The sequence below is a fragment of the Nocardia sp. NPDC057353 genome (genome assembly GCF_042667085.1).
GTDB lineage: Bacteria > Actinomycetota > Actinomycetes > Mycobacteriales > Mycobacteriaceae > Nocardia.
In genome coordinates, this window is the sequence record NZ_JBHVAK010000023.1 from 1 (window position 1) to 24,438 (window position 24,438).

Consider the following 24,438-nt stretch of genomic DNA (forward strand, 5'->3'; position numbering starts at 1 on the left):
GTCACGGGGCCCGGCCGATCGGCGTTTTCCAGGGATTCGCCCGAAGCGGACCGTAGACGCCGGAATTGTGCCGACACCGACCGATCGAGACTTTTTCGTGATACTGCTACTGTGTGCCACATCGTCGGGTTCCGTGTGGCCGGACAGCTCCGTCGCGGCTGGTTGTCCCGGGTGAAAAAGACCTGACGGCAAGGGCATTGCACGGTGTGCCCGCGGGGTACGGAGAAGGCATTGCTGGCTTGGTGGCAGAAGGCGGTGATCGTGAGACGAGGCAGCCCCTCGCGCGTCGGCCGCTCCCGTGCCGCGCCGCCGCCCCGCCGCCTGCCTCCCGGTAGCTCGCCCGCGATCCGTGCGCGTCCGATCCCTCGATCTTCGAGTCCCTCAACACGAGAGAGCTGATGAATTCAGATTTCGCCCTGGTGCTTCCATGGATCGTCGCCGTCGTCCTGGTCGCGGCGGTGACGATCTACGCGGTGCTGGTGGTCCGCCGCAGACAGGCCCGCATCGACGCGCTCGTCGCCGAGCAGCGCCTGCACGAAGAAGCCCTGGAGCGGCTCGCCGCCACCACCCTGCCCACCGTCGCCGAGGCCGTCCGCCGGTTCGAGCAGTCCCCGCCGCCCGCGGTCGAGGTGCCGCCCGCGCTGGAGAACACCCGCTTCGCCCAGTGCCTGCGCTGGGCCGCCGAGCGCTACGCCGACGAACTGCGGCTGCTGCAGTCCGAGACCCGCGAGCAGGCCGCCCGCGACGGCGAGGAGAAGACGCTGGTCGCCGTGCAGGCCGCCGAGGAGGCGGTGCGGGAGCGGGTCGGTGGTTCGGCGCGGGACGCGACCAGTGGTGCGGTGCGGTCGTTCGGGACGTCGGTGGTGAGCCTGGGTGCGGATGTGAGCCAGGTGGTGTCGGCGGCGTTGCGGGAGCATCGCGACGACGAGGTGTATGCGACGTTGACGCGGATCGATCATTCGGTGCAGCAGATGATCAGGCAGGCGCAGTCGTATGTGATCGTGTGTGGTGGGTTGCCGGGTCGGCGGTGGCCGTCGCAGTCGTTGACCGATGTGGTGGGTGGGGCCACGGGTCGTGTTCGGGATTATCTGCGGGTGCGGTCGAATCAGTTGGATCGCATGGTGATCTCGCGGGCGGTGGAGCCGTTGGTGCATACCCTTGCGACGTTGTTGGACAATGCGTTGCGGTATTCGCCGCCGACGTCGTATGTGGATGTGGGGTTTCAGGAGGGGCATCACGGGGTGACCGTGATCGTCGATGATGCGGGTGTTCGGATGAATTCCGAGCAGATGGAGGAGGCGCGTCAGGTTCTGGCGGGGGAGCGGTCGGTGGATATCCATCAGTTGGGGCCGTCGCCGAAGGTGGGTTTCCCGGGTATCGCGGCGTTGGCGCGTCGGTATGGGTTCACGGTGTATATCGATGGGCCGAATGCCTATGGCGGTATGCGGGCGATGGTCTACATCCCCGAAGCCCTGCTGATCACCCCGCCGCAGGCCGCCGAGCCCGTCGAGGTCGCGCCGGAGCCGGTCGGCGTCGGTGCCGCGCGCTCCGGGAACGGCACCGCCGAGCGGGCCGCCGCCGACCGGTTCGGCGCGCAACCGCCCCGGCTCGAGGCCCCGGCCGCGCAGGCCCGGAGCGAGGCGCCGGTCGCCGCGGTGCGCACCGAGGCGCCGGTCGCGCTGCGCCCCGACCCGGTCGAGCCCGCCCCCGACGCCGACGACGAGGAGCACACCTTCTCGGTGCACGAGATCACCAGCGGCGGGCTGCCCAAGCGCAGGCGGCGGGCGGTAGCGCCCGCCGTCGGGAGCGGCGGCCCGCGCACCGACCCCGGGCTGGCGCGGCCGGATATCGCGGCGGCGTGGCAGTCCGGTTCCAAGAGCGGCCGTGCCGCCGCATCCGAACAGACCGAAGGGACGACATCCTGATGGGCACACCGAGCGTGACCGACAGCAGCAACAAACTGGGGTGGCTTCTCGAGGATCTCGAGGTGCCCGGGGTCCGGTTCGCGGTGCTGCTGTCCGATGACGGGTTGCGTATCGCGCACAGCGCGGGGATTTCCAAGGACGATGCCGAGCGGTTCGCCGCGGCGGCGTCGGGGTTGCGGTCGCTGGGCAAGGCGCTCGGTGAGTTCTGCGGCTCCAGCGGTAACGCGGTGCGGCAGAACATGACCGAGTACGACGAGGGCATGATCATGATCACCGCGGCGGGCGAGGGCGCGCTGCTGGGGGTGGCGACCACGGCCGACCTCGACGTCGGGCTCGTCGCGCACCGGATGAACGAACTCGCCGCCAGAGTCGGGCACGAGCTGGCCAGCGCGCCCCGGCGGAGAGACGACGGCGGCCTGCCATGACCCGCCGCGATCCCGACCTGGTCCGCGCCTACGTCCGCACCAGCGGCCGCACGCGCGCCACCCGCGAACTGGATCTCGTCACCCTGGTGGTCGCGGCGGCGGACCTGCCGCTCGGGGCCACCCCCGACGCCAAGCGCGTCATGTCGGTGTGTAGCCGGAAGGGATCGCTGTCGATCGCCGAGCTGGCGGCCTACCTCGATATGCCGCCGTCGGTGGTGAAGATCGTGGTCTCGGACCTGCTCGACAGTGAGCATCTGTCCAGTCCGCGGCCGCTGGAGGCGGTCCCGGATATCGCCCTGCTCGAGGAGGTGCTCAATGGGCTCCGTGCTCTCCCGGCCTGACCGGTCGGTCGACTATGTGCCGGAGACGGTGACGCGGTCGGTGAAGTTGCTGGTGGCGGGGAATTTCGGGGTCGGCAAGACCACGTTCGTCAACAGCATCTCCGAGATCCGGCCACTGCGGACCGAGGAGACCATCACCGAGGCCAGCGTCGGGGTCGACGACATGGCGGGGCTGCCCGGCAAGACCTCCACCACGGTCGCGATGGACTTCGGGCGGATCACCTTGAATCCGCAGCTGGCGCTGTACCTGTTCGGCACGCCCGGTCAGCAGCGGTTCGTTCCTCTATGGGAAGAACTGGCCCGCGGCGCGCTGGGTGCGCTGGTGCTGATCGATACGCGGCGGATCGACAAGGCCGACGAGGTGCTCTCGGTGCTGGAGGAGCGCGGGGTGCCGTACGCGGTGGGGATCAACGAGTTCGACGGGGCGCGCAGCTATCCGCTGGAGGAGGTCCGCGACGCGCTCGACCTCGCCCCGGAGACGCCGCTCGTCCGGCTCGACGCCCGCAACCGCAGCACCTGCCTGCGCTCGCTCATCACCCTGGTGGAGTTCCTCTTCCACCGGCTCGAATCGCGGATGTGAATCGACCGGTCACGGTGAGCCGGCGCGCCTGGCTCGGGTACCGCTGGGATCGGCACGGGCTCGGTGCGCCGCTGCGCGCTGCCGCGCGTGCCGACCTGCTCTTCCTCGGGGTGCAGGAGACGCGGCTCGGGACCGCCGCGCAGGCACTGGCGCGGCGCGGGATGGGGGAGCCGGTCGGGCCGGCTCGCGCCCTCGTCACGCTGTGGTCCGTGCGCGGCGCGCCGCACGTGCACCCGCGGGACGACCTCGCCGATGTGCGTGCCGGTACGGGAGCGGCGGCAGCGGCTCCGGCGCGCTGTCTCGCCGCCGGGGGCGGTGCTCGCCGACGGTGAGGTGGTCGGGGTCTTGCGGTATCGGCGCCGCGAACGAGTCGTCACCGTGACGGTGTTCGAGCCGCCCGGGCGCAAGCTGCGCGCCGCTGTCGCCGCCGCGGTGGGTGAGCCGGAACCGGCGGTGGAATGGGAGTGATCCGCCCCGAGCCGGGACCCGTCAGCGATCGAGCGCGGCCAGCACCTGCTTCGCGGTATTCCGGTGCCCTGCGGCATTCGGGTGCAGCGGCACGTAGGCATCGGCCGAGGTCGGCACCACGCCGACCATCCAGCTCTCGCCCGGCTCCGCGCACACGTCGTGGCCCTGCGTGGAGGGCTCGAGGTCCACGTAACCGGCGCCGTGCTCGGCCGCCTCGCGCCGCATGACGTCGTTCAGCTGGTTGATCTTGCCCTGCAGGTAGGTGGCGTCCGCCGCCCAGGCGGGCTGGGTCTCCGGGCAGCCGCCGTCTCGGATGCCGATCGGGTAGCCGACCAGCACGATGGTGGCCGCGGGGGCGCGGCGGCGGATCTCTTCGATCATGACGCCGTAGGTGGGAGCGAAGCGCTCGATCTGCTCGCCGATCCGGTCCCGGCCGCCCGCGGTCTGCACCGCCGCGCAGGAGACGCCGTTCGGCTCCGGGAGCGGGTTGATGCAGCTCACCCCGAGCTGCACCAGGCCGATGTCGTTGCCGCCCATGCCGAGCGTGACCAGCGTGGTGTCCGGGGTCAGTGCGTCGTACTGCGGCGCGGCGAGGCCGCTCAGCCCGAACTGCCTGCCCGCCAGATCCGCGGAGACCGCGGCGCCGCAGGTGACGTCGCGGAACTCGCTCGGGCGCAGCGCCTGCGCCACCAGCTTGGGGTAGTTCACCGCGGAGCGGGTGCAGTCGCCGGGGATGCCGCTGGCAGGCGCGGCCGGTGCGATCCCGGAGCCCGCCGAGAACGAGTCGCCCAGGGCCACGTACACCGCGGGCTGCGGCAGCGCGGGCGCGGCGCCCGCACCCGCCACCGCGAAGGCGCACGCGCCCGCCGCGGCGGCGACGGCGCGCAGAGCGGGGAACTGCCGGGACTGCTGCATGATTCGGATCCTCGCCTGTGTGCCGGAACACGGATGTCGGCCGGACACCCGCGTCCGGCTACCGGCTGGTAGGAAGTGTGGTCGAGGCCACGTCGGGCGTCAAGACGCGGTCCGGTGCGGCGCCTGGTCGCGCCGCCCCCTCCAGCACCGCCGCGGGCGTGCCGGTGTCGGTGACGCGGCCCCCGGCCAACGCTACGCAGTGGTCGGCGCGCAGGGCGTCGTCCCGGTCGTGGGTCGCGTGCACGACCGTCACACCCCTGGCTCTGGCCAGGTCGAGCGCCGTGTGCACGGCGGCCCGCGCCTCGGCGTCCAGCGCGGTCCCCGGCTCGTCGAGCAGCAGCAGCCGCGAACGCGCCGCGAGCGCCTGCGCCAGCAGCGCCCGCTGCCGCTGCCCGCCGGAGAGCGTGTCCAACCGCCGCCCGGCCAGCGCGGTGAGCCCCAGCGCCTCGAGCGCCTCGTCCACCAGGGCGCGATCCGCCCGCGTGAGCCTGCGCCACCACCCGCGCTCCCCCCAGCGCCCCATCGCCACCGTCTCCCGGACGGTGATCGGCAGCGTCGGCGGCACCGCGCTGTGCTGCAGCACGAGCGCGGGCCGGCCCAGCGGCTGCACCACCGTCCCCGCCGCGGGGGCGAGCACCCCGGCGAGCACCGCGAGCAGCGTCGACTTCCCGGACCCGTTCGGCCCGACCAGCGCCGTCACCCGCCCGGCGGGCAGCGCCGCATGCACGCCGTGCAGCACCGGCCCGGCCTCGTAACCGGCGACGATCCCGGTCAGCCGCACCTCGGTGGCCATCTGTGTCCCCTGTCACTACAGTTGAAATGAAAATCATTTGCATTCTAGGGTGTCGCTTCATGGACTGGCTCTTCGACCCCTTCGCGGTGACCTTCGTGCAACGGGCACTGTGGGGCGGGCTGCTCGTGTCCTGCCTGTGCGCCATCGCCGGAACGTGGGTGGTCGTGCGCGGCATGGCCTTCCTCGGCGAGGCCATGGCGCACGGCATGCTCCCCGGCGTCGCCATCGCCGCGCTACTCGGCGGCAACCTGCTCGTCGGGGCGGCGGCGAGCGCCGTCGCCATGGCCGCCGGGGTCTCGGTGCTCGGCCGGAACCGCCGCTTCACCCCGGACGTGGCGATCGGGCTGCTCTTCATCGCCATGCTCTCGCTCGGCGTGGTGATCGTGTCCCGCTCGGAGAGCTTCGCCGTCGACCTCACCGGCTACCTCTTCGGCGACGTGCTCGCCATCGGCGCGGACGACCTCTGGCTGCTGGCGGGCGCGGTGCTGCTCGCCGCGGTGCTCGCCGCCGCCGGGCACCGCGGCTTCACCGCGCTCACCTTCGACCCGCGGATCGCCGAGACGCTCGGGCTGCGGCCGCGGGTCGCCCGGCTCGGGCTGCTCGCCCTGGTGACGCTGGCCGTGGTCGGCTCCTTCCACCTGGCCGGGACGTTGCTGGTCTTCGGGCTGCTGATCGCGCCGCCCGCCGCCGCCACCTACTGGGCGCACCGGATCCCGACCACCATGGCGCTGGCCGCGGTCTTCGGCGCGGCGGCGACCGTTGTCGGGCTGCTGGTCTCCTGGCACGCGGGCACCGCGGCCGGTGCCACCATCGCGGGCTGCGCGGTCGGGCTGTTCTTCGCGTCGGCGCTGCTGGCCGCGGTGCGCGAGCGGCTGCGCCGGGGCGCCCGCCCGGCGGTGGCGGTCGCGGCGAGCGCCGCGCTGCTGGCGGGCTGCGCCGCCGACCCCGCGCCCGCGCCGGAGACCGAGGTCCCGCACGGCTACGTGGAGGGCGCGGAGGAGACCGCCGAGGCGCAGACCCGGCTGGTGCTCGCCGACGCCGGATCCGGCGCGGTCCGGGTGCTCGACCTGATCACCGAGGAGATCACCGAGCTCGACCCGGTCGCCGGGGTCAGCGCCGCCGCGGGCGACGGCCGCTACGCCTACCTCGCCGCACCCGGCACGGTCCGGATCGTCGACGCCGGTGCCTGGATGGTCGATCACGACGACCACGTGCACTACTACCGCACCACCCCTGGTCTCCGCGGCGAACTTGCCCTGCCGACGGTCACCGCGCCCACCGGAACCGCACCCTCCCCGACCGCGCCCGGTGGCACCGCATCCTCAGGGGTCGCGCCCACCGGTGCCGCGCCCTCGGGGAGCGCGCCCGTCGGTACCGCGGCCCCGGGAAGTGCACCCGCAGGCACCGCGCCCCCGGGGGGCTCGGCCACCAGTACCGCGCCCGTCGGAACCGCGCTCTCCGACATCACGGCCGCCGCCGATCGCGCTGTCGCCGTGCTGAACTCCGGCGGTACCGCCGCCGTCCTCGACCGCGCCGCGCTCGACGCGGGCCGGGTGCCCGACCCGGTGACCGTGCCCGGACTCGTGCTCCCGGTCGACGGCGCCCTGGTGAGCGTCGATCCCGGCAGCGGGCTGGTCCAGCTCCGCGAACGCGACGGGACCGTGCGCCGCGCCCTCGGCGAGCCCTGCCCCGAACCGCGCGGTGCCGCGGTCACCAGGCGCGGCGCGGTCTTCGGCTGCGCCACCGGCGCGCTCGTGGTCTCCGGCGAGACCGCGCGCACGGTCCCGTACCCGCCGGGCACCGCGCCGGAGGACCGCGCCACCGCCTTCACCCAGCGCCCCGGCGCGAGCGCGCTCACCGCACCGGCCGGGCAGCGCGGACTCTGGCTGCTCGACGTCGCGCGCGGCACCTGGACCCGCTTCGACACCGGCCCGGTCCTCGCCGCCGCGACCGCGGGCGAGGGCACCCCGGTGCTCGCGCTCGGCCCGGACGGCGTGCTCCGCGGCCTCGACCCCGCCACCGGCGCCGAACTCGCCCGCCGCCCCCTGACCACCCCCGGCGCCGCCGCCGACATCGCCGTCGACACCACCCGCGCCTACCTCACCGACCCGGAGCGCCGCACCGTGTACGAGATCGACTACCTGGACGGCCTGCGCGTCGCCCGCGAGTTCCCGCTCGAGATCACCCCCGCGCACCTCGTCCAGGCCGGCCGGTGAAGCGCCTGCTCACGGCGGTGCTCGCCGGGCTGACGGTGCTCACCGCCGCGGCCTGCGGCCCGACCGCCGAGCGCGGCGAGATCGTGGTGACCACCGACCTGCTCGGTGACCTCACTCGCGCCGTCGTCGGCGACGCCGCCCCGGTCACCGTGCTCATGGCGACCGGCGGCGACCCGCACTCGTTCGGCGTCTCCGCCAAGCAGGCCGCCGGGCTGGAGCAGGCCGCGCTGGTCGTCGCCAACGGCCTCGGGCTGGAGGAGGGCGTGCTGCGGCACGTCGAGTCCGCCGCCGCGGCGGGCACCCCGACGCTGCTGGTCGGCGAGCACGTGAACGCCGTGCCGTACAGGGACAGCGCCAACCCGGACCCGCACTTCTGGACCGACCCCGGCCGGGTGCGGACCGCGGTCGAGGCCATCCGGGACCGGGTGCTCGCCGACGTCCCCGGCATCGACGCCGACGCCGTGCGCGCCCGCACCGACGGCTACCTCGCCCGGCTGGACGAGCTGGACCGCTGGATGACCGAGCGCTTCGCCGCGCTGCCGCCGGAGCGCCGCAAGCTCGTCACCAACCACCACGTCTTCGGCTACCTCGCCGACCGGTTCGGGCTCGAGGTGATCGGCGTCGTGCTGCCCAGCGGCAGCGCGCTCGCCTCGCCCAGCGCCGCCGACCTGGCCGGGCTCGCAGGCGCGGTGCGCGCGGCGGGCGTGACCACGATCTTCGCCGACTCCTCGCAGCCGGACCGGCTCGCCCGCGTCCTCGCCGAACAGGCGGGGGTGCGGGTGCGGGTCACCGCGCTGCACACCGAATCGCTCACCCCGCCGGACGGCGGCGCCCCCACCTACCTGGACATGATGCGCGTCAACACCGACGCCATCATCGCCGGGTGATCCGAAAGATGAGGTTGCACATGAAGTTCCGCTCACTCGCGGTCGGCGCCTGCGCGCTGGCGCTCACCGCGACCGCCTGCGGCGCCGACGAGCCCGCCCCGGCCGCCGTCGCCGACCCGGTGACGGTCACCTACGACGGCGGCATCGCGGTGCTCGACGGCGGCACGCTCGAGGTCGGGCACACCGTCGACCTGGACGGCTTCACCCGGCTCAACCCGGCGGGCGACGACCGGTACGTCGTGGTCACCAGCGGCTCGGCCTTCCGGGTGCTGGACGCCACCACCGGGCAGTTCACCGGCACCGAGTTCCCGGCGGAGAAGCCGGGCCACGTGGTCAGGCACGCCGGGCGCACCGTGCTCTTCGCCGACGGCAGCGGCGAGGTCACCGCCTTCGACACCGCCGCGCTGGCGGGCGGCACCCCGGAGACCGAGGTCTACACCACCGCGGCGCCGCACCACGGCGTCGCCATCGAGCTCGCCGACGGCAGGCTGGTGGTCTCGCTCGGCACCGAGGAGGCGCGCACCGGCATGATCGTGCTCGACGCCGAGCGCCGCGAGATCGCCCGCAGCGAGGAGTGCCCCGGCGTGCACGGCGAGGCCACCGCCAAGGGCGAGGCCGTCGTGATCGGCTGCCAGAACGGCGCGCTGATCTACCGGGACGGGAAGATCACCAAGGTCACCAGCCCCACCCCGTACGGCCGGATCGGCAACCAGGCGGGCAGCGACGATTCGCCCATCGTGCTCGGCGACTACAAGCAGGACAAGGACGCGGAACTGGAGCGCCCGCAGCAGATCTCGCTGATCGACACCACCACCGGCGGGCTCCGGCTGGTCGACCTCGGCACCAGTTACACCTTCCGCTCGCTCGGCCGCGGCCCGGCAGGCGAGGCGCTGGTGCTCGGCACCGACGGCGCGCTGCACGTCATCGACCCGGTGCGCGGCGCCGTGACCCGCAAGATCCCGGTGATCGATGCCTGGCAGGAGCCGCTGGACTGGCAGCAGCCCCGCCCCGCGCTCTTCGTCCGGGACGGCGCCGCCTACATCTCCGACCCGGCCACCAGCCAGGTGCACCGGATCGACCTGGCGAACGGCGAGCGCACCGCCACCGTCACGCTGCCCGGCATCCCGAACGAGCTGAGCGGGGTGCAGCCCGGCCACTGAGCGCCGTTTCCGCCGCGGGCGGCCGGGTAGCCGAGGCGTACGACGGGGACGACGCGCGCCCCGCGGCACCGACGGGAGACCGACATGAACCGCAGCCTCGCCCGAGCCGCCACCGCGGGCGCCGCGCTCGCCCTGGTACCGCTCGGGGCGGGCGCGGCGGCCGCCCAGGAGGCCCCCGTCCCGCTGGGCGGGGGCTCCGGCATCGTCGTCGACCAGGCCGCGCAGTGCACCGTCACCACCATCGGCTACGACGCCGCGGGCAGGCTGGTCGGGCTCACCGCCGGGCACTGCGGCGACGCCGGGGCAGGCGTGGTCGCCGAGATCGACCACGACTACGGCGTCGTCGGCCGCTTCGTGCACTCCGACCCGAACCTGGACTACGCCGTCATCCAGTTCGACCCCGCCAAGGTGACCCCGGTGGACCGGGTCGGCAACGCCACCATCACCGGCATCGGCGCCCCCGCCCAGTTCCCCGCCGTGGTCTGCAAGAAGGGCCGCACCAGCGGCGAGACCTGCGGCGTCGCCTGGGGCGATGTGCTGAACACGACGCAGGAGACCTGGAACCAGCTCTGCGTGCTCGAGGGCGACTCCGGCGCGCCCGTCCTGGTCGGCAGCACGCTGGTCGGCATGGTCAACGCCTACCTGGCCTTCGGCTGCCTCGGCCCCCAGGTCGGGACCACCATGACCGCGATCGTGGCCGACCTGAACGCGCGCGGCGACATCGGCGCGGGGTTCCATCCGCTCACCCGATGATTTCCGCCCGGCAGCGCCGTCTGCACCGCTGTTGATGTCACACAGCGGAAGGACGACTCATGCGCTCCATCTCGGTCACCATGTCCGTCACCCTCGACGGGGTGATCCAGGGGCTCGGCCGCCCCGACGAGGACACCCGCGGTGACTTCCGCTACGGCGGCTGGGGGCCGAAGTACACCGACGAGATCATGGGCGCCGAAATGGCCGCGGGCATGGGCGAGCCCGGCGACATGCTCTTCGGCCGCCGCACCTGGGAGGATTTCCACCGCGCCTGGGCCGACGCCACCGACGGCAACCCCTTCACCGCGCACATGAACGCCGCCACCAAGTACGTCGCCTCGACCCAGCTCGCCGACGCCGACCTCTGGCAGAACTCCGTTCTGCTCCGCGGCGACGCCGCCGAAACCGTCGCCGACCTCAAGGCGTCACCCGGCCCGAATCTCGCCGTCATCGGCAGCGCCGCCCTGGTCCGCAGCCTGCACGCCGCGGGCCTCGTCGACCAGTACTCCCTCCTCATCCACCCCCTCACCCTCGGCACCGGCGCCCGCCTCTTCGAAGGCCCCGCCCCGCTCACCGAATTCGAGCTCACCCGCAGCATCACCACCGGCACCGGCGTCATCATCGCCCACTACTCGCGGCGCTGACCTGGAAACTCGCGGTGTTCCCGACCGAACGGCGGCCACGTTGTCGGCTATTCGGCCGATGGTTCACGGGGTAGGCCGGTAGCTACGGTTTCTGCATTTCCAGAGCCGTCACCGTCGAGACAGGTAGCCCTTCCTATGCGATTCAACCCGCCGCCGGGATGGCCCGCACCTCCGCCTGGCTGGTCCCCGGAGCCCGGATGGGTGCCCGACCCATCGTGGCCGCCCGTTCCGCCGGATTGGGCGCTGTGGCTGCCGGTTTCCGTCGAGCACCCTCCAGCTCCCGGGGTGCGGCCGCTCCGCACTCCACGGCAGATCACCGCGTTGGTCGTCGTGGCGGTGGCGGCACTGGTATGTCCGGTGGCAGGCGTCCTGCCGTGGTCCTCGACGCGGCATCCCGCGCAGCCGTCACTCGTCGACGAGACCTTCACCGGTTGGACGCGCGGGCCTTTCGCCGGACCGGGTACCGTCATGGCACTGCTCGGCGCGGCATTGGTGATCTGCGGTGCTTTCCGGCCGAGACCGGCCGTGAGCTGCTGGGGCGTAGCGGTCTGCGTCGGCGCCCTCGTCGCCTCCTGCGGTGCCGTGACGATGTACTGGATCGACAATTCGGGCGATCTCGAGCTCGGCGCCTTCCTGATGGCCGGGGCGGCCGTCGTCCTGACAGTGATGGCAATCGTGGCCCTTCGCGGGCGACGGCACCGCGCCGCGACCCCCGGCGATACCGAGGTCCGTTCCTCTCCGGCGGCAAAGGCCGTCGGCGTCGCCGCGGTGCTGCTGGTCGCCGCGGCGATGCTGGTCTCGGCATCGGTGGTGGTGATACAGCTGCGCGGCGACGTACCGGTGGGTACGCAATTGCGGGCACGATCGACACAACCGGGCATCGAGCACGTGGCCTTCAGCCCGGACGGTTCTACCATCGCGGCCGCCGACCGGTCCGGGAAGTCGATCACCTTTTGGAACGCCGACCTCACCGAGCAGATCGGTTCCACCACAACGCTGTTCACCACCGACGGGGTGTATGAACTCGCCTACAGCCCGGACGGCACGATCGTCGCTGCCATCGCTTCGCTCGGCAGGGCCGTGCTCTGGGACGTCGACAGGGGCCGGGTCCACGCGGAGTTCCCCGACGCGACCTCCTTCGCCTTCTCACCCACCGGTGACTCTTTGGCGATCTGCAGCAGCACCACGCGCGCCGTCGAGATCATCGACATCCGGCAGCGCAGCCGGACCCTGACGATTCCCGATGCTTGCGGGCAAGGCGGCTCCGAACTCGGATTCGGCTCGGACGTGATCGCGGTCGCGAATCCCGCGGGGACCACGGCCCTCTACAGCGTGCACTCCGGTGGTTGGATCGCCGAGCTCGACGTGGCACCGCGGAGGTTCGTGTTCACTCCGGATGGATCGACGCTCGTCATCGCCGTCGACACCGAGCAGTCCATCCAGCTCTGGGATACGACGACCTGGACTGCGATCGGCGCGCCGCTCCTGGTCGGTCACGACGACGCCTGGTCGATCGCTGTGAGCGCGGACGGACGGTTACTCGCCGCGGACGACGGTGCTTTTGGAATTCGGGTCTGGGATATCGACCGAGGCACCACCGAATTCGCCTGGGCGAAGATCGGCTGGTCGCAGTCGCTCTCCTTCGCCCCGGACGGGGGGCGTCTGATCAGCGCAGGCCCGGGCGACGGAGCGACTCTCTGGACGATTCCCCACTGAGCCCGAACCAATCGAGCCGGCAATCAGGCCGCCGGATCGAGCACGACCTTGACCACACCGTCCTTCTTCTGCTGGAACTTCTCGTACGCCTGCGGCGCCCCGATCAGCGGAAGGCGGTGCGTGGCGAAGGAATCAACGCCGAGCGGGTCGTCGTCGGTGAGCAGGGGGAGGATCTCCGGCGCCCACCGCTTGACGTTCGCCTGACCCATGCGCAGCTGGATCTGCTTGTCGAAGAGCACGCGCAGCGGGAGCGGGTCGGCCATGCCGCCGTAGACGCCGACGATCGAGATGGTGCCGCCGCGGCGCACGATGTCGATCGCCGACTCCAGCGCGGCGAGCCGGTCGACGCCTGCGGTGTTCATGAGCTTCTCCGCGACCGAGTCGGGCAGGAAACCGGTGGTCTTCTGCGCGAAGGAGGCGACGGGGGAGCCGTGCGCCTCCATGCCGACGGCGTCGATCACGGTGTCGGTGCCGCGGCCCTGGGTGCGGTCGCGGATCACCTCGCCGAGGGAATCGCCCACATCGCTGAAGTCGATGGTCTCGATGCCGCGCGCGGCGACGCGGGCCAACCGCTCCGGCACCCGGTCGACGCCGATCACCCGGTACCCGAGGTGCGCGGCGATGCGGCAGGCCATGTCGCCGATCGGCCCGAGCCCGAGCACGGTCACCGACCCGCCGTCGGGGATGCCTGCGTACTGCACGGCCTGCCAGGCGGTGGGCAGCACGTCGGACAGGTACAGGAAGCGGTCGTCGGGCGGGCCGACGGGGACCTGGACGTGGGTGTGGTCGGCGTACGGGACCCGCAGGTACTGCGCCTGCCCGCCGGGCACCTGCCCGTAGAGCCGCGAATAGCCGAAGAGCGCGGCGCCGGAGCCCTGCTCGCGCACCTGGGTGGTCTCGCACTGGGTGGAGAGTCCCTGGTCGCACATGAAGCAGTGGCCGCAGCTGATCTGGAACGGGATCACCACCCGGTCGCCGACGCGCACCGAGGAGACCTCGCTGCCGACCTCCTCGACGATCCCCATCGGCTCGTGGCCGAGGATGTCGCCGGGCGTCATGAACGGCCCGAGCACCTCGTAGAGGTGCAGGTCCGAGCCGCAGATGGCGGTCGAGGTGACCCGGATGACCGCGTCGGTGGGTGCCTCGATCCTCGGGTCCGGCACGGTGTCGACCGAGACCTTGCGCTTGCCCTGCCAGGTGACCGCTTTCATGCGTTCCGTCCTCCTCGTCGTCAGCGGGCGGCTACCCGGGGCGCGCCGGATGAAAACTCGCAACCGGCCAGCGTCGCCCGGCTCAGCTCGGCGATCACGTCGGCCGGGTCGTGGTTCGCGGCGTAGGCGCGGCGCTGCCTGCGCGCGCCGTTGCCGCGGGCGTGCACCTCGGCGATGGTGTCGGTGACGAAGGCGCGGTCGCCGAGCTCGTCCAGTTCGGGGGTGATCCGCCGGACCAGCTCGTCGAGGAGCGCGCGGATCGGCAGCACCCGGCCGGAGACCGGCTCCAGCACGTCGCCGTCCAGCCCGGAGCGGGCCGCGGTCCAGTAGGCGGCGCGCAGGATCTCGTGCGGGATGTCGGGGGCTTCCTCGTTGCGCACCAGCGCTTTCCGCGCGTTCAGGACCAGGCCGCGGACCAGCAGCGCGAGCAGGGTGCTCTCCCGCGCGGTGGCGGGGACGTCGCCGACCCTGACCTCGATGGTCGGGAAGGAGAGCGACGGGCGGACGTCCCAGTAGACCATCTTGCGGTCCAGGATGCTGCCGCAGGCGAGCATGGTGTCGACGACCGCGTCGTACTCGCGCACCGAGCGGAAGAACGGCGGCGGCCCCGCGCTCGGCCAGCGCCGCCAGAGGATGCTGCGCCAGCTGGCGTAGCCGGTGTCCGAGCCGCGGTAGATCGCGGAGTTGGCGCTGAGCGCGAGCAGCGCGGGCAGCCAGGGGCGCAGGTGGTTGCCGATCCGCACCGCTTCCTCCCGGTCCGGCACGCCGACGTGCACGTGGCAGCCGGAGAGCCCCTGCTCGTGCGCGATCATGCCGAAGGCATCGCCGATGGCGCGGTAGCGCGGGGTGTCGGTGACCGGGAACTCGTGCGGCACGGTCGGCGGCGCGGCCACCGCGAGCAGCGTGGCCCGGTTCTGCTCGGCGCAGTGCGCCACCGCGCGGCGCAGCTCGTGCAGCTGGCGGTCGAGCGCGGCGGCGTCGGTGTGCACCTCGGAGGCGGTCTCGACCTGGCAGCGGGTGAGCTCGAGCTGGAGCTCGACGCCCGCCGCCGCGGCGGTGTCGGCCACCGCGCGGTTGGCCGCGGCGGGGGCGCCGGTCTCCGGGTCGACGAGCAGGAACTCCTCCTCGACGCCCATGGTGAGCTCGTCCATCAGGCCGTGACCGCGTGAACGGCCTTCTTCAGCGCCGACGGCTGCGACGGTTTGCGCGGCGCCTTCGCCCGCAGCTCCTGCATTCGCGCGCCGATCTCCTGCAGCTGCTTGCGGCCGAGCGCCTCCCGCACCTTGGGGAACCACTCCTGCTCCTCCTCGTCGATGTGGTGGTCGACGTTCTCGATGAGCACCGACGCCTTGGCGGTGAAGCGCTCGTCCTCCGGCTTCAGCAGCGACAGCTCGAAGACCAGGATGTCGGCGACGTGGTGCTCCTCGTAGGACTCCAGGATGTCATCCTCCAGCTCCGGCACCAGCTTGCGCACCTCCGGATACATGCACTCGTTCTCGAGGTAGGTGTGCACGGTCAGCGCCTCGATGACCTTGTCGATCACGCGGCCCTTGGTGGCGTAGGCGTCGTCGCCCGCCTTCTCGAACTCGCGGAAGAGCTTGCGAATCTGCTTGTGGTCCTCGCGCAGCAGCACGATGGCGTCGCTGGACATGGGGTTCCTCCTCGGTGGGCTGTCCGGGTGCAGGCGAGATGCCCGGGCGGCGCACCGCGAAACCGGCGCCCGCGATCAGATCGGCGGCACCGCCGCCCACGGCCGGACCCGCTCCAGCTCGGCGGCGACCCGCAGCAGCGCGTGCTCGCCGTTCGGCGGCGCGACCAGATGCGCGCTGCGCGGCAGCCCGTCGGCGAACCCGGCGGGGACGGCGGCGGCCGGGTTGCCGCAGACGTTCCAGAGCGCGGTGTAGGCGACCATCGGCACCGCGCGCAGGGCGGAGCGCAGCATGCCCGCGCCGTCCAGCCTGCCGATCGGCGGCGGCGGGCCTGCCAGGGTGGGGGTGAGCAGCAGGTCGTAGCGGTCGAAGAGGACACCGACGCGGGCGCTCAGCCGCTCGCCGCGGCGCTCGGCCCAGCGCAGCACCGGCGGCCGCACCGCGACCCGGCCCAGCCGGGCTACCGCGCGGGTGCGCCGCTCCAGCAGCTCCGGGTGCGGCATCCGGTCGGCCTCCACCCGGACGCCGTCCAGCACCTGCGGCAGGAAGGTGTCGGTGGGGTCGGGGAGCCGGCACCGGTCCTCGACGATCTCGTGCCCGAGCTCGGCCAGCGCCGCGGCCGTGTCCCGGACCGCGGCCACGCAGGTCGGGTGCGCGGTGATGCCGGGGACGGCGGTGCGCAGCAGCAGCCCGATCCGCAGCCGCGGCCCCGGCTCCAGGTCGGAGTACGGGGCGGCCGGGTCGGGGGCGTGCCAGCGGTCGGCGGCGACGGTGCCCGCGAGCACGTCGTAGAGCAGCGCGCTGTCCGCGACCGTGCGGGTGAGCACGCCGATCGTGCCGAGCGTGCCCCACAGCCCGGCGGCGGGGGCGGTGCTCACCCGGCCGCGCTGCGGCTTCAACCCGAACACCCCGCAGCAGGCGGCCGGGATCCGGATCGAGCCGCCGCTGTCCGCGCCGGTGGCCGCGGGCAGGCACCCGGCCGCGACCGCCGCCGCGGAGCCGCCGCTCGACCCGCCCGGCGTGTGCCGGGCCGACCACGGGTTGTGCGTGCGGCCGTGCGTCGCGCTCTCGGTGTAGGGCCAGATGCCGAACTCCGGCATGGTGGTCTTGCCGACGATCACCGCGCCCGCCGCGCGCAGCCTGCGCACCACCTCGGCGTCGGCCGCGGCGGGTCCGCCACCGGCCGCGCCGCCGTACCCGGTCGGCGCCCCGGCCACGTCGAGCTCGTCCTTCACGGCGACCGGGACGCCGTGCAGCGGCCCCAGCGGCGCGCCCGCGGCCTGCCGCGCGTCCAGCTCGGCGGCCTCCGCCCGCGCCCGCTCGGCGCGGAGCAGGGCGAAGGCGCGCAGCCGCGGCTCGGCCCGCGCGATCCTGGCCAGCGCCTGGTCCACCACCTCGGCGGCGGTGGACTTGCCCGCGCGCACCTCGGCGGCGGTCTCGGCCACCCCGGCGTACGGCAGCGGAGCAGCCGTGGAATCCGTCATCGTTCGGCTCCCTTCCGACTGTTGATCGAGCTGAACGCTACGGTGCGCAACACCACGGCGACATCGACGTCCCCCGGACCGGCGGCGGGGAATGATGGAGGCGGAGTTCCCCGACGGAGAGGAAGTATCGTGCCGGAACCGACCCCAGCACCGAACGCACCGATCGTCGCCGCGGTGGACGGCTCGGAGACCGCGTACCACGCCGCCGCCTGGGCCGCGGTGGACGCGCGGCTGCACGGCCGCCCGCTGCACCTGCTCTGCTCGATGGCCGTCCCGTTCGGGTACGGCGAGCAGCCGACGCTGCCGCCTGGCGAGCGCGATTGGCTGCGGGACGAGGGCGAACGGGCGCTGCGCGAGGCCGCGCGGATCGCCGAGGGCGCGGCGGGCGGGCCGATCACCGTCACCGCCGAGTTGACCTTCGAGTTCATCGTCCCCACCCTGCTCGACCGGTCGCACAGCGCGCACCGGCTGGTGCTCGGCAGCCGCGGGCTCGGGGCCTTCCGGCGCGGGCTGCTCGGCTCGGTGAGCACCGCCGTCACCGGGCACGCGCACTGCCCCGTCGTCGTGGTCCGGACTCCCGCCGCGACCGACCCGGTGGCCGCGAGCAAACCCGTGCTGGTCGGGGTGGACGGCACCGCCAACAGCGTCGGCGCGCTGGAGCTCGCCTTCGCCGAGGCGTCCTTCCGCGGCGTCGGGCTCACCGCGCTGCACGCCTGGCGCGACACCAGCGGGCTCGACCTGCCGATCGACGACTGGGCGGGGGTGCGGGCGAGCGAGGAGGCGACGCTCGCCGAGAGCCTCGCCGGCTACGCCGAGCGGTACCCGGACGTGCCGGTGCGCCGCGTCGTCGTGGCCGACCGGCCGGTGCGCTCGCTGCTCGACGAGTCGGCGAACGCCCAGCTCGTCGTGGTCGGCAGCCGCGGCCGCGGCGGCTTCACCGGCATGCTGCTCGGCTCCACCAGCAACGGGCTGCTGCACTCGGTGGACATTCCGATCGCGGTGGTGCGCGCTGCGGACTGAACCCCCTTGCGGGGCAGCGTCTCCGCCGTTCCGGCCCGCGGGGCCCGGCGGGCGGGCGAGGATCGAGGTCCGCTCGCCCTCCGCCGTCGAAGGGACCGCCATGGACCGCGCCGTGCCCCGTGCCCTGGAACTTCCGCTCCCGCGCGGCGGTGCGGGACCCCGCTCCGGCCGGGCGATCCGCCGTGCGGGCCCGGGGGCGCCGCCCGCCCCCGGTGACCGCGCGAGCCTGCGCGGCCGCGCACCGGGCGCGGCAGACCCGTCGGCCGCCGGCGGCACCCGCACCCGCGGTGCCACGCTCTCGGCGGCCGCGGCGCTGGCACTCGCCGTGGCGCTGGGCGCGGCCGCGCCGGAGGCCGCCGCCACCGCCACCCAGATGCGCCCGCTCGGCAATATCAACTTCGGCTCGTCCACCACCTACGGCACCGGCTGCACCTACACCGTGCAGGTGCTGGTGGACAACGCCCTGGAGCCGGTCACGCTGCTGGCCAACGGCATCCCGATCGGCGTGCAGGTGCCGGACAGCGGCAACGCGCTCTTCACCTGGGTGCCCGCGGTGCCCGGCCCGCACCGACTGGCGGCCCGCCAGGCGCCGGACCCGGAGCCGACCGTCGTCGGCGACGTCAGGGTCGGCACCGGCCTGCACCTCGGCTACGCGTGCCTGGTCAACGGCGGCTGAGCGTCACTGCCGCACCCGCCCGGTCATGGTGGTGAGCGGGACCCGCGCGGTCCAGCCGCAGGGCAGCGCGCAGGCGGCGACCACGGAGGTCTGCACCCCGCCGCCCGCCAGCATCTCGGTGGTCGCCGCGGCGCGGGCGGGGTAGCCGCACGCCTCGCACTTGCCGAAGTAGTCGAGGATCTCGCTCTCGCGCGAGTAGACCACCGTGGGGCGATCGGTGTCGTTCATGGGCCCGCTCTCGGGGACGTGGGAAGTGTGGTCCACCTCACGGTAGGAGCGGGGCCGCCGGAAAGCTGCCGGTCAGAGCCGAGTCGGGGGACACTCACAGCGCGGCGGCCCGGCCGTTGTGCCGGGACCCGGCGTGTCGTTCGCGGCGCGGCACGCGGAATGGTAACGAGAGGGCATGCGGCCGGAACGCGGGGAGTACGACGTGGTTGTCGTCGGCGGCGGGCACAACGGCCTGGTCGCGGCGGCCTACCTGGCGCGGGCGGGCCGCCGGGTGGCGGTGCTGGAGCGCTCCGCGCACACCGGCGGCGCCGCCGTCTCGGCGCAGACCTTCCCCGGCGTCGGTGCCCGGCTCTCCCGCTACTCGTACCTGGTCAGCCTGCTGCCCGCGCGGATCGTCGCCGACCTCGGGCTCGACTTCCGCACCGCGCGCCGCCGGATCTCCTCGTACACGCCGGTCGGCGCCACCGGGCTGCTGGTCGACACCGGCGACCCGGCGCGCACCGCGGCGAGCTTCCGGCGGATCACCGGCGGCGACCGCGAGTACCGTGCCTGGGGCGAGTTCGGCGCCCGCACCGGCGCGCTGGCGCGGGCCGTCTTCCCGACGCTCACCGAGCCGCTGCCCACCCGCGCCGAACTACGGGCGCGGATCGGCGACGACGAGCTCTGGACGGCGGTCTGCACCGAGCCGCTCGGCGCGCTGATCGAGCGCACCTTCGCCGACGACGTGGTGCGCGGCGTGGTCTTCACCGACGCGCTCATCGGCACCTTCACGCACGCGCACGACCCATCGCTGCGGCAGAACCGGTGCTTCCTCTACCACGTGATCGGCGGCGGCACCGGCGACTGGGACGTCCCGATCGGCGGCATGGGGGCGCTCACCGGCGAGCTGGCCGCGGCCGCGGTGCGGGCGGGCGCGGAGCTCGTCACCGACTGCGCGGTGACCCGGATCGACACCGGCGCGGTGGCCTACACCGACGGCGCGACCGGCGACCCGGGCGAGCTGGCCGCCGGGCACGTCGTGGTGAATGCCGCGCCCTACGAACTGGATCGGCTGCTCGGCCGCGCGCCAGGTCCGAAGCCGGAGGGGGCGCAGCTCAAGATCAATATGGTGCTGGAGCGGCTGCCCCGGCTGCGCGATCCGGAAGTGACGCCGCGGGAGGCGTTCTCGGGCACCTTCCACATCGCCGAGACGTATTCGCAACTAGCCGACGCATATCGGGAAGCCGAGGCGGGGTCACTGCCGTCCGCGCTGCCGTCGGAGATCTATTGCCATACCGTGACCGATCCGACGATTCTCGATCGGAATTCCGCCGAACGCGGAATGCACACCCTCACGCTTTTCGGGCTGCACACCCCGGCGCGCTTGTTCGACGCCGACCCCGATGCCGCGCGGGAGCGCGCGGTGACGGCGGCGCTGGCCCGGCTCGACGCGGTGCTGGCCGAGCCGATCGCGGGCTGCCTGGCGCGCGACGCCGCGGGCAGGCCGTGCCTCGAGGCCAAGACGCCGCTCGACCTGGAGCGCGAGGTCGGGCTCCCCGGCGGCCACATCTTCCACGGCGACCTGGCCTTTCCCTTCCGGGAGGACGGATCGGACTCCGACCCGGCCACCCGCTGGGGCGTCGCGACCGGCCACGATGGAGTGCTCTGCTGCGGGGCGGGCGCGGTGCGCGGCGGCGGGGTGAGCGGCATCGGCGGGCACAACGCCGCCATGGCCGTGCTGGCGAGCACCGCGCAGCGGTGACAATCATCACTGTTTCACCGGGATATTCCGGTTTTGGTCGACACCGGAAGATGCTTTCCACCTGGGAATGATCCCCTAATTACGGGAAACAATTCGATATGTGAAGCAGTTACCGGTGCGTGATCTGCCGAGATTGCTTCGTTATCGTCGCTCCCGGTTGCGCTCGGCGCGCAGCCCGAGTCCGGACCGGCGTAAGCCTTCGACCCCGCCCCGCGGTCCGGCGGACCCCGAGATCGTCCCGGGGGCGGGGGTTCGCATCGCGGACCGGCGGGCGCAGGGAAGGAAACGCATGTCCCAGCAGCGGAAGACCAAGCAGACCCGGACCATCGGCCGCGCGCTCGGCGTCGCGGCGGTCACCGGCGCACTCGCGGCGGTGCCGTTCGGGATGACCGCGACGGCATCGGCCGCGGGCAACAACTGGGATCAGGTGGCCCAGTGCGAGAGCGGCGGCAACTGGTCGACGAACACCGGCAACGGCTACTACGGCGGGCTGCAGTTCTCGCCGAGCACCTGGTCCGCCAACGGCGGCAGCGGCATGCCGCACAACGCCAGCCGCGCGGAGCAGATCCGGGTGGCCGAGAACGTGCTCGCCACCCAGGGCCCGGGCGCGTGGCCGGTCTGCGGCCAGTACCTCTGATCCATCGGGACGCCCGGCGGCGGCCGGATCAGCGCGCGGGAAAGCGCAGGATCCGGTCGTCGCCGTCCCTGAGGTCGCCGCGGCCGTCGGTGTTCGAGGTGGTCACCCAGAGCGCGCCGTCCGGTGCCACCGCCACCGTGCGCAGCCTGCCGTGGCTGCCGTCCAACGCGGAGCGCGGCGTCCCGAGCCCGGCCGGCTCGATCGGCACCGTCCACAGCCGCTCGCCGCGCAGCGCGGCGACGTAGAGCGTGTCGCCCGCGACGGCGATGCCCGAGGGCGACGCCTCGTCGGTGCCCCAGGTGACCAGCGGGTCGGCGTAGCCGCGGTCGGCCCCGCCGGTGCCCTCCACCGCGGGCCAGCCGTAGTCCCGGCCCGGCTCGATCAGGTTGACCTCGTCCAGCCGGTTCTGGCCGAACTCGGCCGCGAAGAGCCTGCCGCGGGAATCCCAGGCCAGCCCCTGCACATTGCGGTGCCCGCTGCTGTGGACCGGCGAATTCGGCTCCGGGTTGCCCGGAGCGGGCTGCCCGTCCGGGGTGAGCCGCAGGATCTTGCCGCTCGGGTCGGCGCGGTCGGGGGAGCGGCGCGGGTCCCCGGCGTCGCCGGTGCCGACGTAGAGCATGCCGTCCGGGCCGAAGGCGATCCGCCCGCCGTTGTGGTTCCCGGCCTTGGCCAACCCGGCGAAGACGACCTCGGGCTGTTCGCCGAGCCGGAAGCGCACGATGCGGTTGTCGGACTCGGCGGTGAAGTAGGCGTAGAGCCGGTCCGGGTCGGTGGGCGAGACGGCGAGGCCGAGTAGCCCGCCCTCGCCGCGCGCGACGACGCCGGGTACCTGGTAGACGGGTTCGGCGGGGCCGCCGCCGGGGGCGATGCGCAGGATGCGGCCGGTGTCCCGCTCGGCGACGAAGGCGGTGCCGTCCGGCCGGAAGGCGAGGCCCCACGGTACGTCGAGCCCGGCCGCGACCTCGGTGGGTGCGCCGAGGTCGACCGCACCGGCGGCTTCCGGGGTCGGCGTTGCGCCGGGCTCGGTCGCGGGGGCATTGCTCGGCGGCGCCGGGGATTCCTCGGTGTCGGCGGCGCCGCATGCGGCCAGCAGGACGGCGGCGGAGAGCGTGGTCAGCGTTCTGGCGAGTCGCATACCGTCCAGTATCCAGACTATTCGGACATCGAGGTGTCGAGCTCCGCGTGCCCGGTCGCCACCGCCTCCCGCAGCAGCTCCAGCGCGCGGGTGACGGTCTGCTCCAGCACCTCGACCGGGTCGCCGTCGAAGATGTGGTGGCAGGTCGCGGCCTCGCCGCCGACGGCGACCCCGAACCACACCGACCCGGCGGGCTCGCCGTCCTGCGCGCCGGGCCCGCCCACCCCGGTCACCGCGACCCCGACATCGGCGTCGAGCAGCCCGCGCACGCCGGTCGCCATGGTCCCGGCCGCGGTGGCGGTGACCACCGGCACGTCCGGGACGCCGAGCACGGTGTGCTTGACCTCGGCGGCGTAGGCGACGACGCCGCCGCGGAACCAGGTGCCGGAGTCGGGCGCGGCGCCGAGCGCGGCGGCGATCCGGCCCGCGGTGAGCGACTCGGCCGCCGCGACGGTGCGCCCGGTGCGGGCGGCCTCCTCGGCGACCAGCTCGGCCAGCGCCGCGGTGCGCTCGGACTCCGGGACCTCCGGCTGCTCGCCCGCGGGCTCAGGCGACACGGTCGGCCGCCTCGTCGCCGAGCGCCTGCGCGCGCAGCGCGGCGAGGGTCTTGGTGAGGATGCGCGAGACCTGCATCTGCGACACCCCCAGGTGCTCGGCGATCTGGGTCTGCGTCCGGTTCTCGAAGAATCGCATGACGAGCACCTCGCGCTCGCGCTCCGGCAGCGCCGCCAGCAGCGGACGCACCGCGATGGCGTCCTCGAGCAGCTGGTAGGAGGGCTCCACGCTGCCGAGGGTGTCGCGCAGCGCGAGCGGGGTGTTCTCGCCGTCGTCGTTGTTCGCGGCGTCGATCGAGTTGGTCTGGTAGGCGTTGCTCGCCACCATCGCCTGGGTCACCTCGGCGAGGTCGAGCTCCAGGTCGGCCGCGATCTCGCGGGCGGTCGGCATCCGGCCCAGCGAGTGCGAGAGCGCCTCGACGGTCGGGCCGATCCGCAGCTGGATCTCCTTGAGCCTGCGCGGAACCCGCAGCGACCAGGTGTGGTCCCGGAAGTGCCTGCGGACCTCACCCATCACGGTGGGCACCGCGAAGGACAGGAAGGACGAGCCGCGCTCGACGTCGAAGCGGTCGACCGCGAGCACGAGGCCGAGCCGGGCGATCTGCAGCAGGTCGTCGAAGGACTCGCCGCGCCCGGAGAACTTGCGCGCGATGTGCTCGGCCAGCGGGAGACAGCGGGCGATGATCTCGCGGCGCACGGCTTCCCGGTTCGGGTCGCCCGGCGCGAGCGCGGCCAGCTTCTCGAACCAGGGTTCGATGTTCTCGTAGCTGTCGGTCGAACCCGCGGCCCTGCCGGAGCGGGCCGCGGCGGTCTCGCGCGTCATCGGGAAATCCTCGTTCGAACTCGGTGGTGGATGTGGTGGGCCGGTCCCTGTCCGAACCGACGGAAAGGTGGGCTGCCCGAACGGACAGCCCACCCGCGCCCCTCCCGGGTCGCCGACATTCCTAGGTCTGGTACCCGCGCTGCCGCGCCTCGTCCACGGACGCCTCGGCGCGAGCCTTCTCGGCCTCGGCTTCCTTCTGCGCGACCTCGCGCTGGGACTCCGCCTTGTCCTGCTGGGCCCTACCCTCGCCCTCCAGGCGATCGTTCCCGGTGACGATCCCGGCGGCCTCCTTGACCTTGCCCTTCACGTCCTCGACAACGCCCTTGATGCCCTCGCGGGGTCCACTGGTGTTCTCGGCCACGATGTCCTCCGAAAGTCGCGATCGTTCTGACATCGGTTGGCTTACCCGGGAGTCAGGATCCGAATCGGCCGATCCCGGCAAATCTTCGGCATTCGC

General features: G+C 73.4%; 25 protein-coding genes and 2 pseudogenes. 16 read left to right on the forward strand and 11 right to left on the reverse strand.

What is annotated here, in order from left to right; all coding sequences use genetic code 11:
* Nucleotides 1–473: 473 nt before the first annotated feature.
* The 6 genes and pseudogenes from ACFUUZ_RS14320 to ACFUUZ_RS14345 form a co-directional block, all read left to right on the forward strand.
* Nucleotides 474–1,925, forward strand: a complete 1,452-nt coding sequence (locus ACFUUZ_RS14320) for a sensor histidine kinase (protein ID WP_378696088.1) — start codon at nucleotides 474–476, stop codon at nucleotides 1,923–1,925.
* Complete coding sequence (locus ACFUUZ_RS14325; protein ID WP_378696090.1) at nucleotides 1,925–2,350, forward strand: roadblock/LC7 domain-containing protein; 426 nt, start codon at nucleotides 1,925–1,927, stop codon at nucleotides 2,348–2,350. The genes ACFUUZ_RS14320 and ACFUUZ_RS14325 overlap by 1 nt, the downstream gene beginning before the upstream one ends.
* Complete coding sequence (locus tag ACFUUZ_RS14330) at nucleotides 2,347–2,691, forward strand: DUF742 domain-containing protein (protein WP_378696092.1); 345 nt, start codon at nucleotides 2,347–2,349, stop codon at nucleotides 2,689–2,691. Before ACFUUZ_RS14325 ends, ACFUUZ_RS14330 begins: the two co-directional genes overlap by 4 nt.
* Nucleotides 2,666–3,271, forward strand: a complete 606-nt coding sequence (locus ACFUUZ_RS14335; RefSeq protein ID WP_378696094.1) for an ATP/GTP-binding protein — start codon at nucleotides 2,666–2,668, stop codon at nucleotides 3,269–3,271. Before ACFUUZ_RS14330 ends, ACFUUZ_RS14335 begins: the two co-directional genes overlap by 26 nt.
* The gene (locus tag ACFUUZ_RS14340) at nucleotides 3,268–3,603 is read left to right on the forward strand and encodes a hypothetical protein (RefSeq protein ID WP_378696096.1); all 336 of its coding nucleotides are present in this window, start codon (nucleotides 3,268–3,270) and stop codon (nucleotides 3,601–3,603) included. The genes ACFUUZ_RS14335 and ACFUUZ_RS14340 overlap by 4 nt, the downstream gene beginning before the upstream one ends.
* A gap of 1 nt (nucleotide 3,604) precedes the next feature.
* A pseudogene (locus ACFUUZ_RS14345) lies at nucleotides 3,605–3,649 on the forward strand (hypothetical protein); the annotation flags it as partial.
* 111 nt (nucleotides 3,650–3,760) lie between these two features.
* Here ACFUUZ_RS14345 and ACFUUZ_RS14350 read toward each other — a convergent pair.
* Both ACFUUZ_RS14350 and aztA read right to left on the reverse strand, forming a co-directional pair.
* Nucleotides 3,761–4,654 (reverse strand): SGNH/GDSL hydrolase family protein, encoded by an 894-nt coding sequence (locus ACFUUZ_RS14350; protein ID WP_378696098.1) that lies wholly within the window; start codon nucleotides 4,652–4,654, stop codon nucleotides 3,761–3,763.
* Nucleotides 4,655–4,712: 58 nt separating this feature from the next.
* Nucleotides 4,713–5,447, reverse strand: coding sequence for a zinc ABC transporter ATP-binding protein AztA (gene aztA, locus ACFUUZ_RS14355; protein WP_378696100.1), 735 nt, complete (start codon nucleotides 5,445–5,447; stop codon nucleotides 4,713–4,715).
* Nucleotides 5,448–5,506: 59 nt separating this feature from the next.
* Here aztA and aztB point away from each other — a divergent pair, with 59 nt between their 5' ends.
* The 6 genes from aztB (at nucleotide 5,507) to ACFUUZ_RS14385 (ending at nucleotide 12,823) form a co-directional block, all read left to right on the forward strand.
* Nucleotides 5,507–7,663, forward strand: coding sequence for a zinc ABC transporter permease AztB (gene aztB, locus ACFUUZ_RS14360; protein WP_378696102.1), 2,157 nt, complete (start codon nucleotides 5,507–5,509; stop codon nucleotides 7,661–7,663).
* On the forward strand, nucleotides 7,660–8,550 hold the full coding sequence (gene aztC, locus ACFUUZ_RS14365; protein ID WP_378696104.1) for a zinc ABC transporter substrate-binding protein AztC: 891 nt from the start codon (nucleotides 7,660–7,662) through the stop codon (nucleotides 8,548–8,550). Before aztB ends, aztC begins: the two co-directional genes overlap by 4 nt.
* A gap of 20 nt (nucleotides 8,551–8,570) precedes the next feature.
* Nucleotides 8,571–9,710 (forward strand): zinc metallochaperone AztD, encoded by a 1,140-nt coding sequence (gene aztD / locus ACFUUZ_RS14370; protein ID WP_378696106.1) that lies wholly within the window; start codon nucleotides 8,571–8,573, stop codon nucleotides 9,708–9,710.
* 84 nt (nucleotides 9,711–9,794) lie between these two features.
* A complete protein-coding gene (locus ACFUUZ_RS14375; RefSeq protein ID WP_378696108.1) occupies nucleotides 9,795–10,463 on the forward strand; it encodes a S1 family peptidase in 669 nt (222 codons plus the stop codon).
* Between the two features lie 59 nt (nucleotides 10,464–10,522).
* Nucleotides 10,523–11,107 (forward strand): dihydrofolate reductase family protein, encoded by a 585-nt coding sequence (locus ACFUUZ_RS14380; protein ID WP_378696110.1) that lies wholly within the window; start codon nucleotides 10,523–10,525, stop codon nucleotides 11,105–11,107.
* Nucleotides 11,108–11,464: 357 nt separating this feature from the next.
* Entirely contained in the window at nucleotides 11,465–12,823 is a 1,359-nt protein-coding gene (locus ACFUUZ_RS14385) for a WD40 repeat domain-containing protein (RefSeq protein ID WP_378696112.1), read from the forward strand.
* A gap of 23 nt (nucleotides 12,824–12,846) precedes the next feature.
* Here ACFUUZ_RS14385 and ACFUUZ_RS14390 read toward each other — a convergent pair whose 3' ends face one another.
* The 4 genes from ACFUUZ_RS14390 to ACFUUZ_RS14405 form a co-directional block, all read right to left on the reverse strand.
* Complete coding sequence (locus ACFUUZ_RS14390; protein WP_378696114.1) at nucleotides 12,847–14,034, reverse strand: zinc-dependent alcohol dehydrogenase; 1,188 nt, start codon at nucleotides 14,032–14,034, stop codon at nucleotides 12,847–12,849.
* Nucleotides 14,035–14,054: 20 nt separating this feature from the next.
* Nucleotides 14,055–15,185, reverse strand: coding sequence for a glutamate--cysteine ligase (locus tag ACFUUZ_RS14395; protein ID WP_378696116.1), 1,131 nt, complete (start codon nucleotides 15,183–15,185; stop codon nucleotides 14,055–14,057).
* Nucleotides 15,185–15,685 (reverse strand): hemerythrin domain-containing protein, encoded by a 501-nt coding sequence (locus ACFUUZ_RS14400; protein WP_378696118.1) that lies wholly within the window; start codon nucleotides 15,683–15,685, stop codon nucleotides 15,185–15,187. The genes ACFUUZ_RS14395 and ACFUUZ_RS14400 overlap by 1 nt, the downstream gene beginning before the upstream one ends.
* Before the next feature lie 75 nt (nucleotides 15,686–15,760).
* The gene (locus ACFUUZ_RS14405; RefSeq protein WP_378696120.1) at nucleotides 15,761–17,167 is read right to left on the reverse strand and encodes an amidase; all 1,407 of its coding nucleotides are present in this window, start codon (nucleotides 17,165–17,167) and stop codon (nucleotides 15,761–15,763) included.
* A gap of 129 nt (nucleotides 17,168–17,296) precedes the next feature.
* On the opposite strand from ACFUUZ_RS14405, the gene ACFUUZ_RS14410 reads away from it, so the two are divergent.
* Entirely contained in the window at nucleotides 17,297–18,187 is an 891-nt protein-coding gene (locus tag ACFUUZ_RS14410) for a universal stress protein (protein WP_378696122.1), read from the forward strand.
* 100 nt (nucleotides 18,188–18,287) lie between these two features.
* Nucleotides 18,288–18,863, forward strand: a complete 576-nt coding sequence (locus ACFUUZ_RS14415) for a hypothetical protein (protein WP_378696124.1) — start codon at nucleotides 18,288–18,290, stop codon at nucleotides 18,861–18,863.
* Nucleotides 18,864–18,866: 3 nt separating this feature from the next.
* On the opposite strand, the gene ACFUUZ_RS14420 is transcribed toward ACFUUZ_RS14415, so the two are convergent.
* Nucleotides 18,867–19,091, reverse strand: a complete 225-nt coding sequence (locus tag ACFUUZ_RS14420; RefSeq protein WP_378696126.1) for a hypothetical protein — start codon at nucleotides 19,089–19,091, stop codon at nucleotides 18,867–18,869.
* 175 nt (nucleotides 19,092–19,266) lie between these two features.
* Here ACFUUZ_RS14420 and ACFUUZ_RS14425 point away from each other — a divergent pair, with 175 nt between their 5' ends.
* Nucleotides 19,267–20,832: a phytoene desaturase family protein gene (locus ACFUUZ_RS14425; RefSeq protein ID WP_378696128.1), complete on the forward strand. Its 1,566-nt coding sequence runs from the start codon at nucleotides 19,267–19,269 to the stop codon at nucleotides 20,830–20,832.
* Between the two features lie 289 nt (nucleotides 20,833–21,121).
* Nucleotides 21,122–21,466 (forward strand): annotated as a pseudogene (locus ACFUUZ_RS14430) (transglycosylase family protein); the annotation flags it as partial.
* Nucleotides 21,467–21,497: 31 nt separating this feature from the next.
* Here ACFUUZ_RS14430 and ACFUUZ_RS14435 read toward each other — a convergent pair.
* From ACFUUZ_RS14435 to ACFUUZ_RS14450, 4 genes are all read right to left on the reverse strand, one after another.
* Nucleotides 21,498–22,604 carry a PQQ-dependent sugar dehydrogenase gene (locus tag ACFUUZ_RS14435; RefSeq protein ID WP_378696130.1) on the reverse strand — a complete coding sequence of 369 codons (1,107 nt, stop codon included), beginning with the start codon at nucleotides 22,602–22,604 and terminating at the stop codon, nucleotides 21,498–21,500.
* Nucleotides 22,605–22,621: 17 nt separating this feature from the next.
* Complete coding sequence (locus ACFUUZ_RS14440; protein WP_378696132.1) at nucleotides 22,622–23,161, reverse strand: CinA family protein; 540 nt, start codon at nucleotides 23,159–23,161, stop codon at nucleotides 22,622–22,624.
* The gene (locus ACFUUZ_RS14445) at nucleotides 23,151–23,981 is read right to left on the reverse strand and encodes a SigB/SigF/SigG family RNA polymerase sigma factor (protein ID WP_378696134.1); all 831 of its coding nucleotides are present in this window, start codon (nucleotides 23,979–23,981) and stop codon (nucleotides 23,151–23,153) included. The genes ACFUUZ_RS14440 and ACFUUZ_RS14445 overlap by 11 nt, the downstream gene beginning before the upstream one ends.
* A 121-nt stretch (nucleotides 23,982–24,102) precedes the next feature.
* Entirely contained in the window at nucleotides 24,103–24,342 is a 240-nt protein-coding gene (locus ACFUUZ_RS14450) for a CsbD family protein (protein ID WP_378696136.1), read from the reverse strand.
* Between the last annotated feature and the right edge of the window lie 96 nt (nucleotides 24,343–24,438).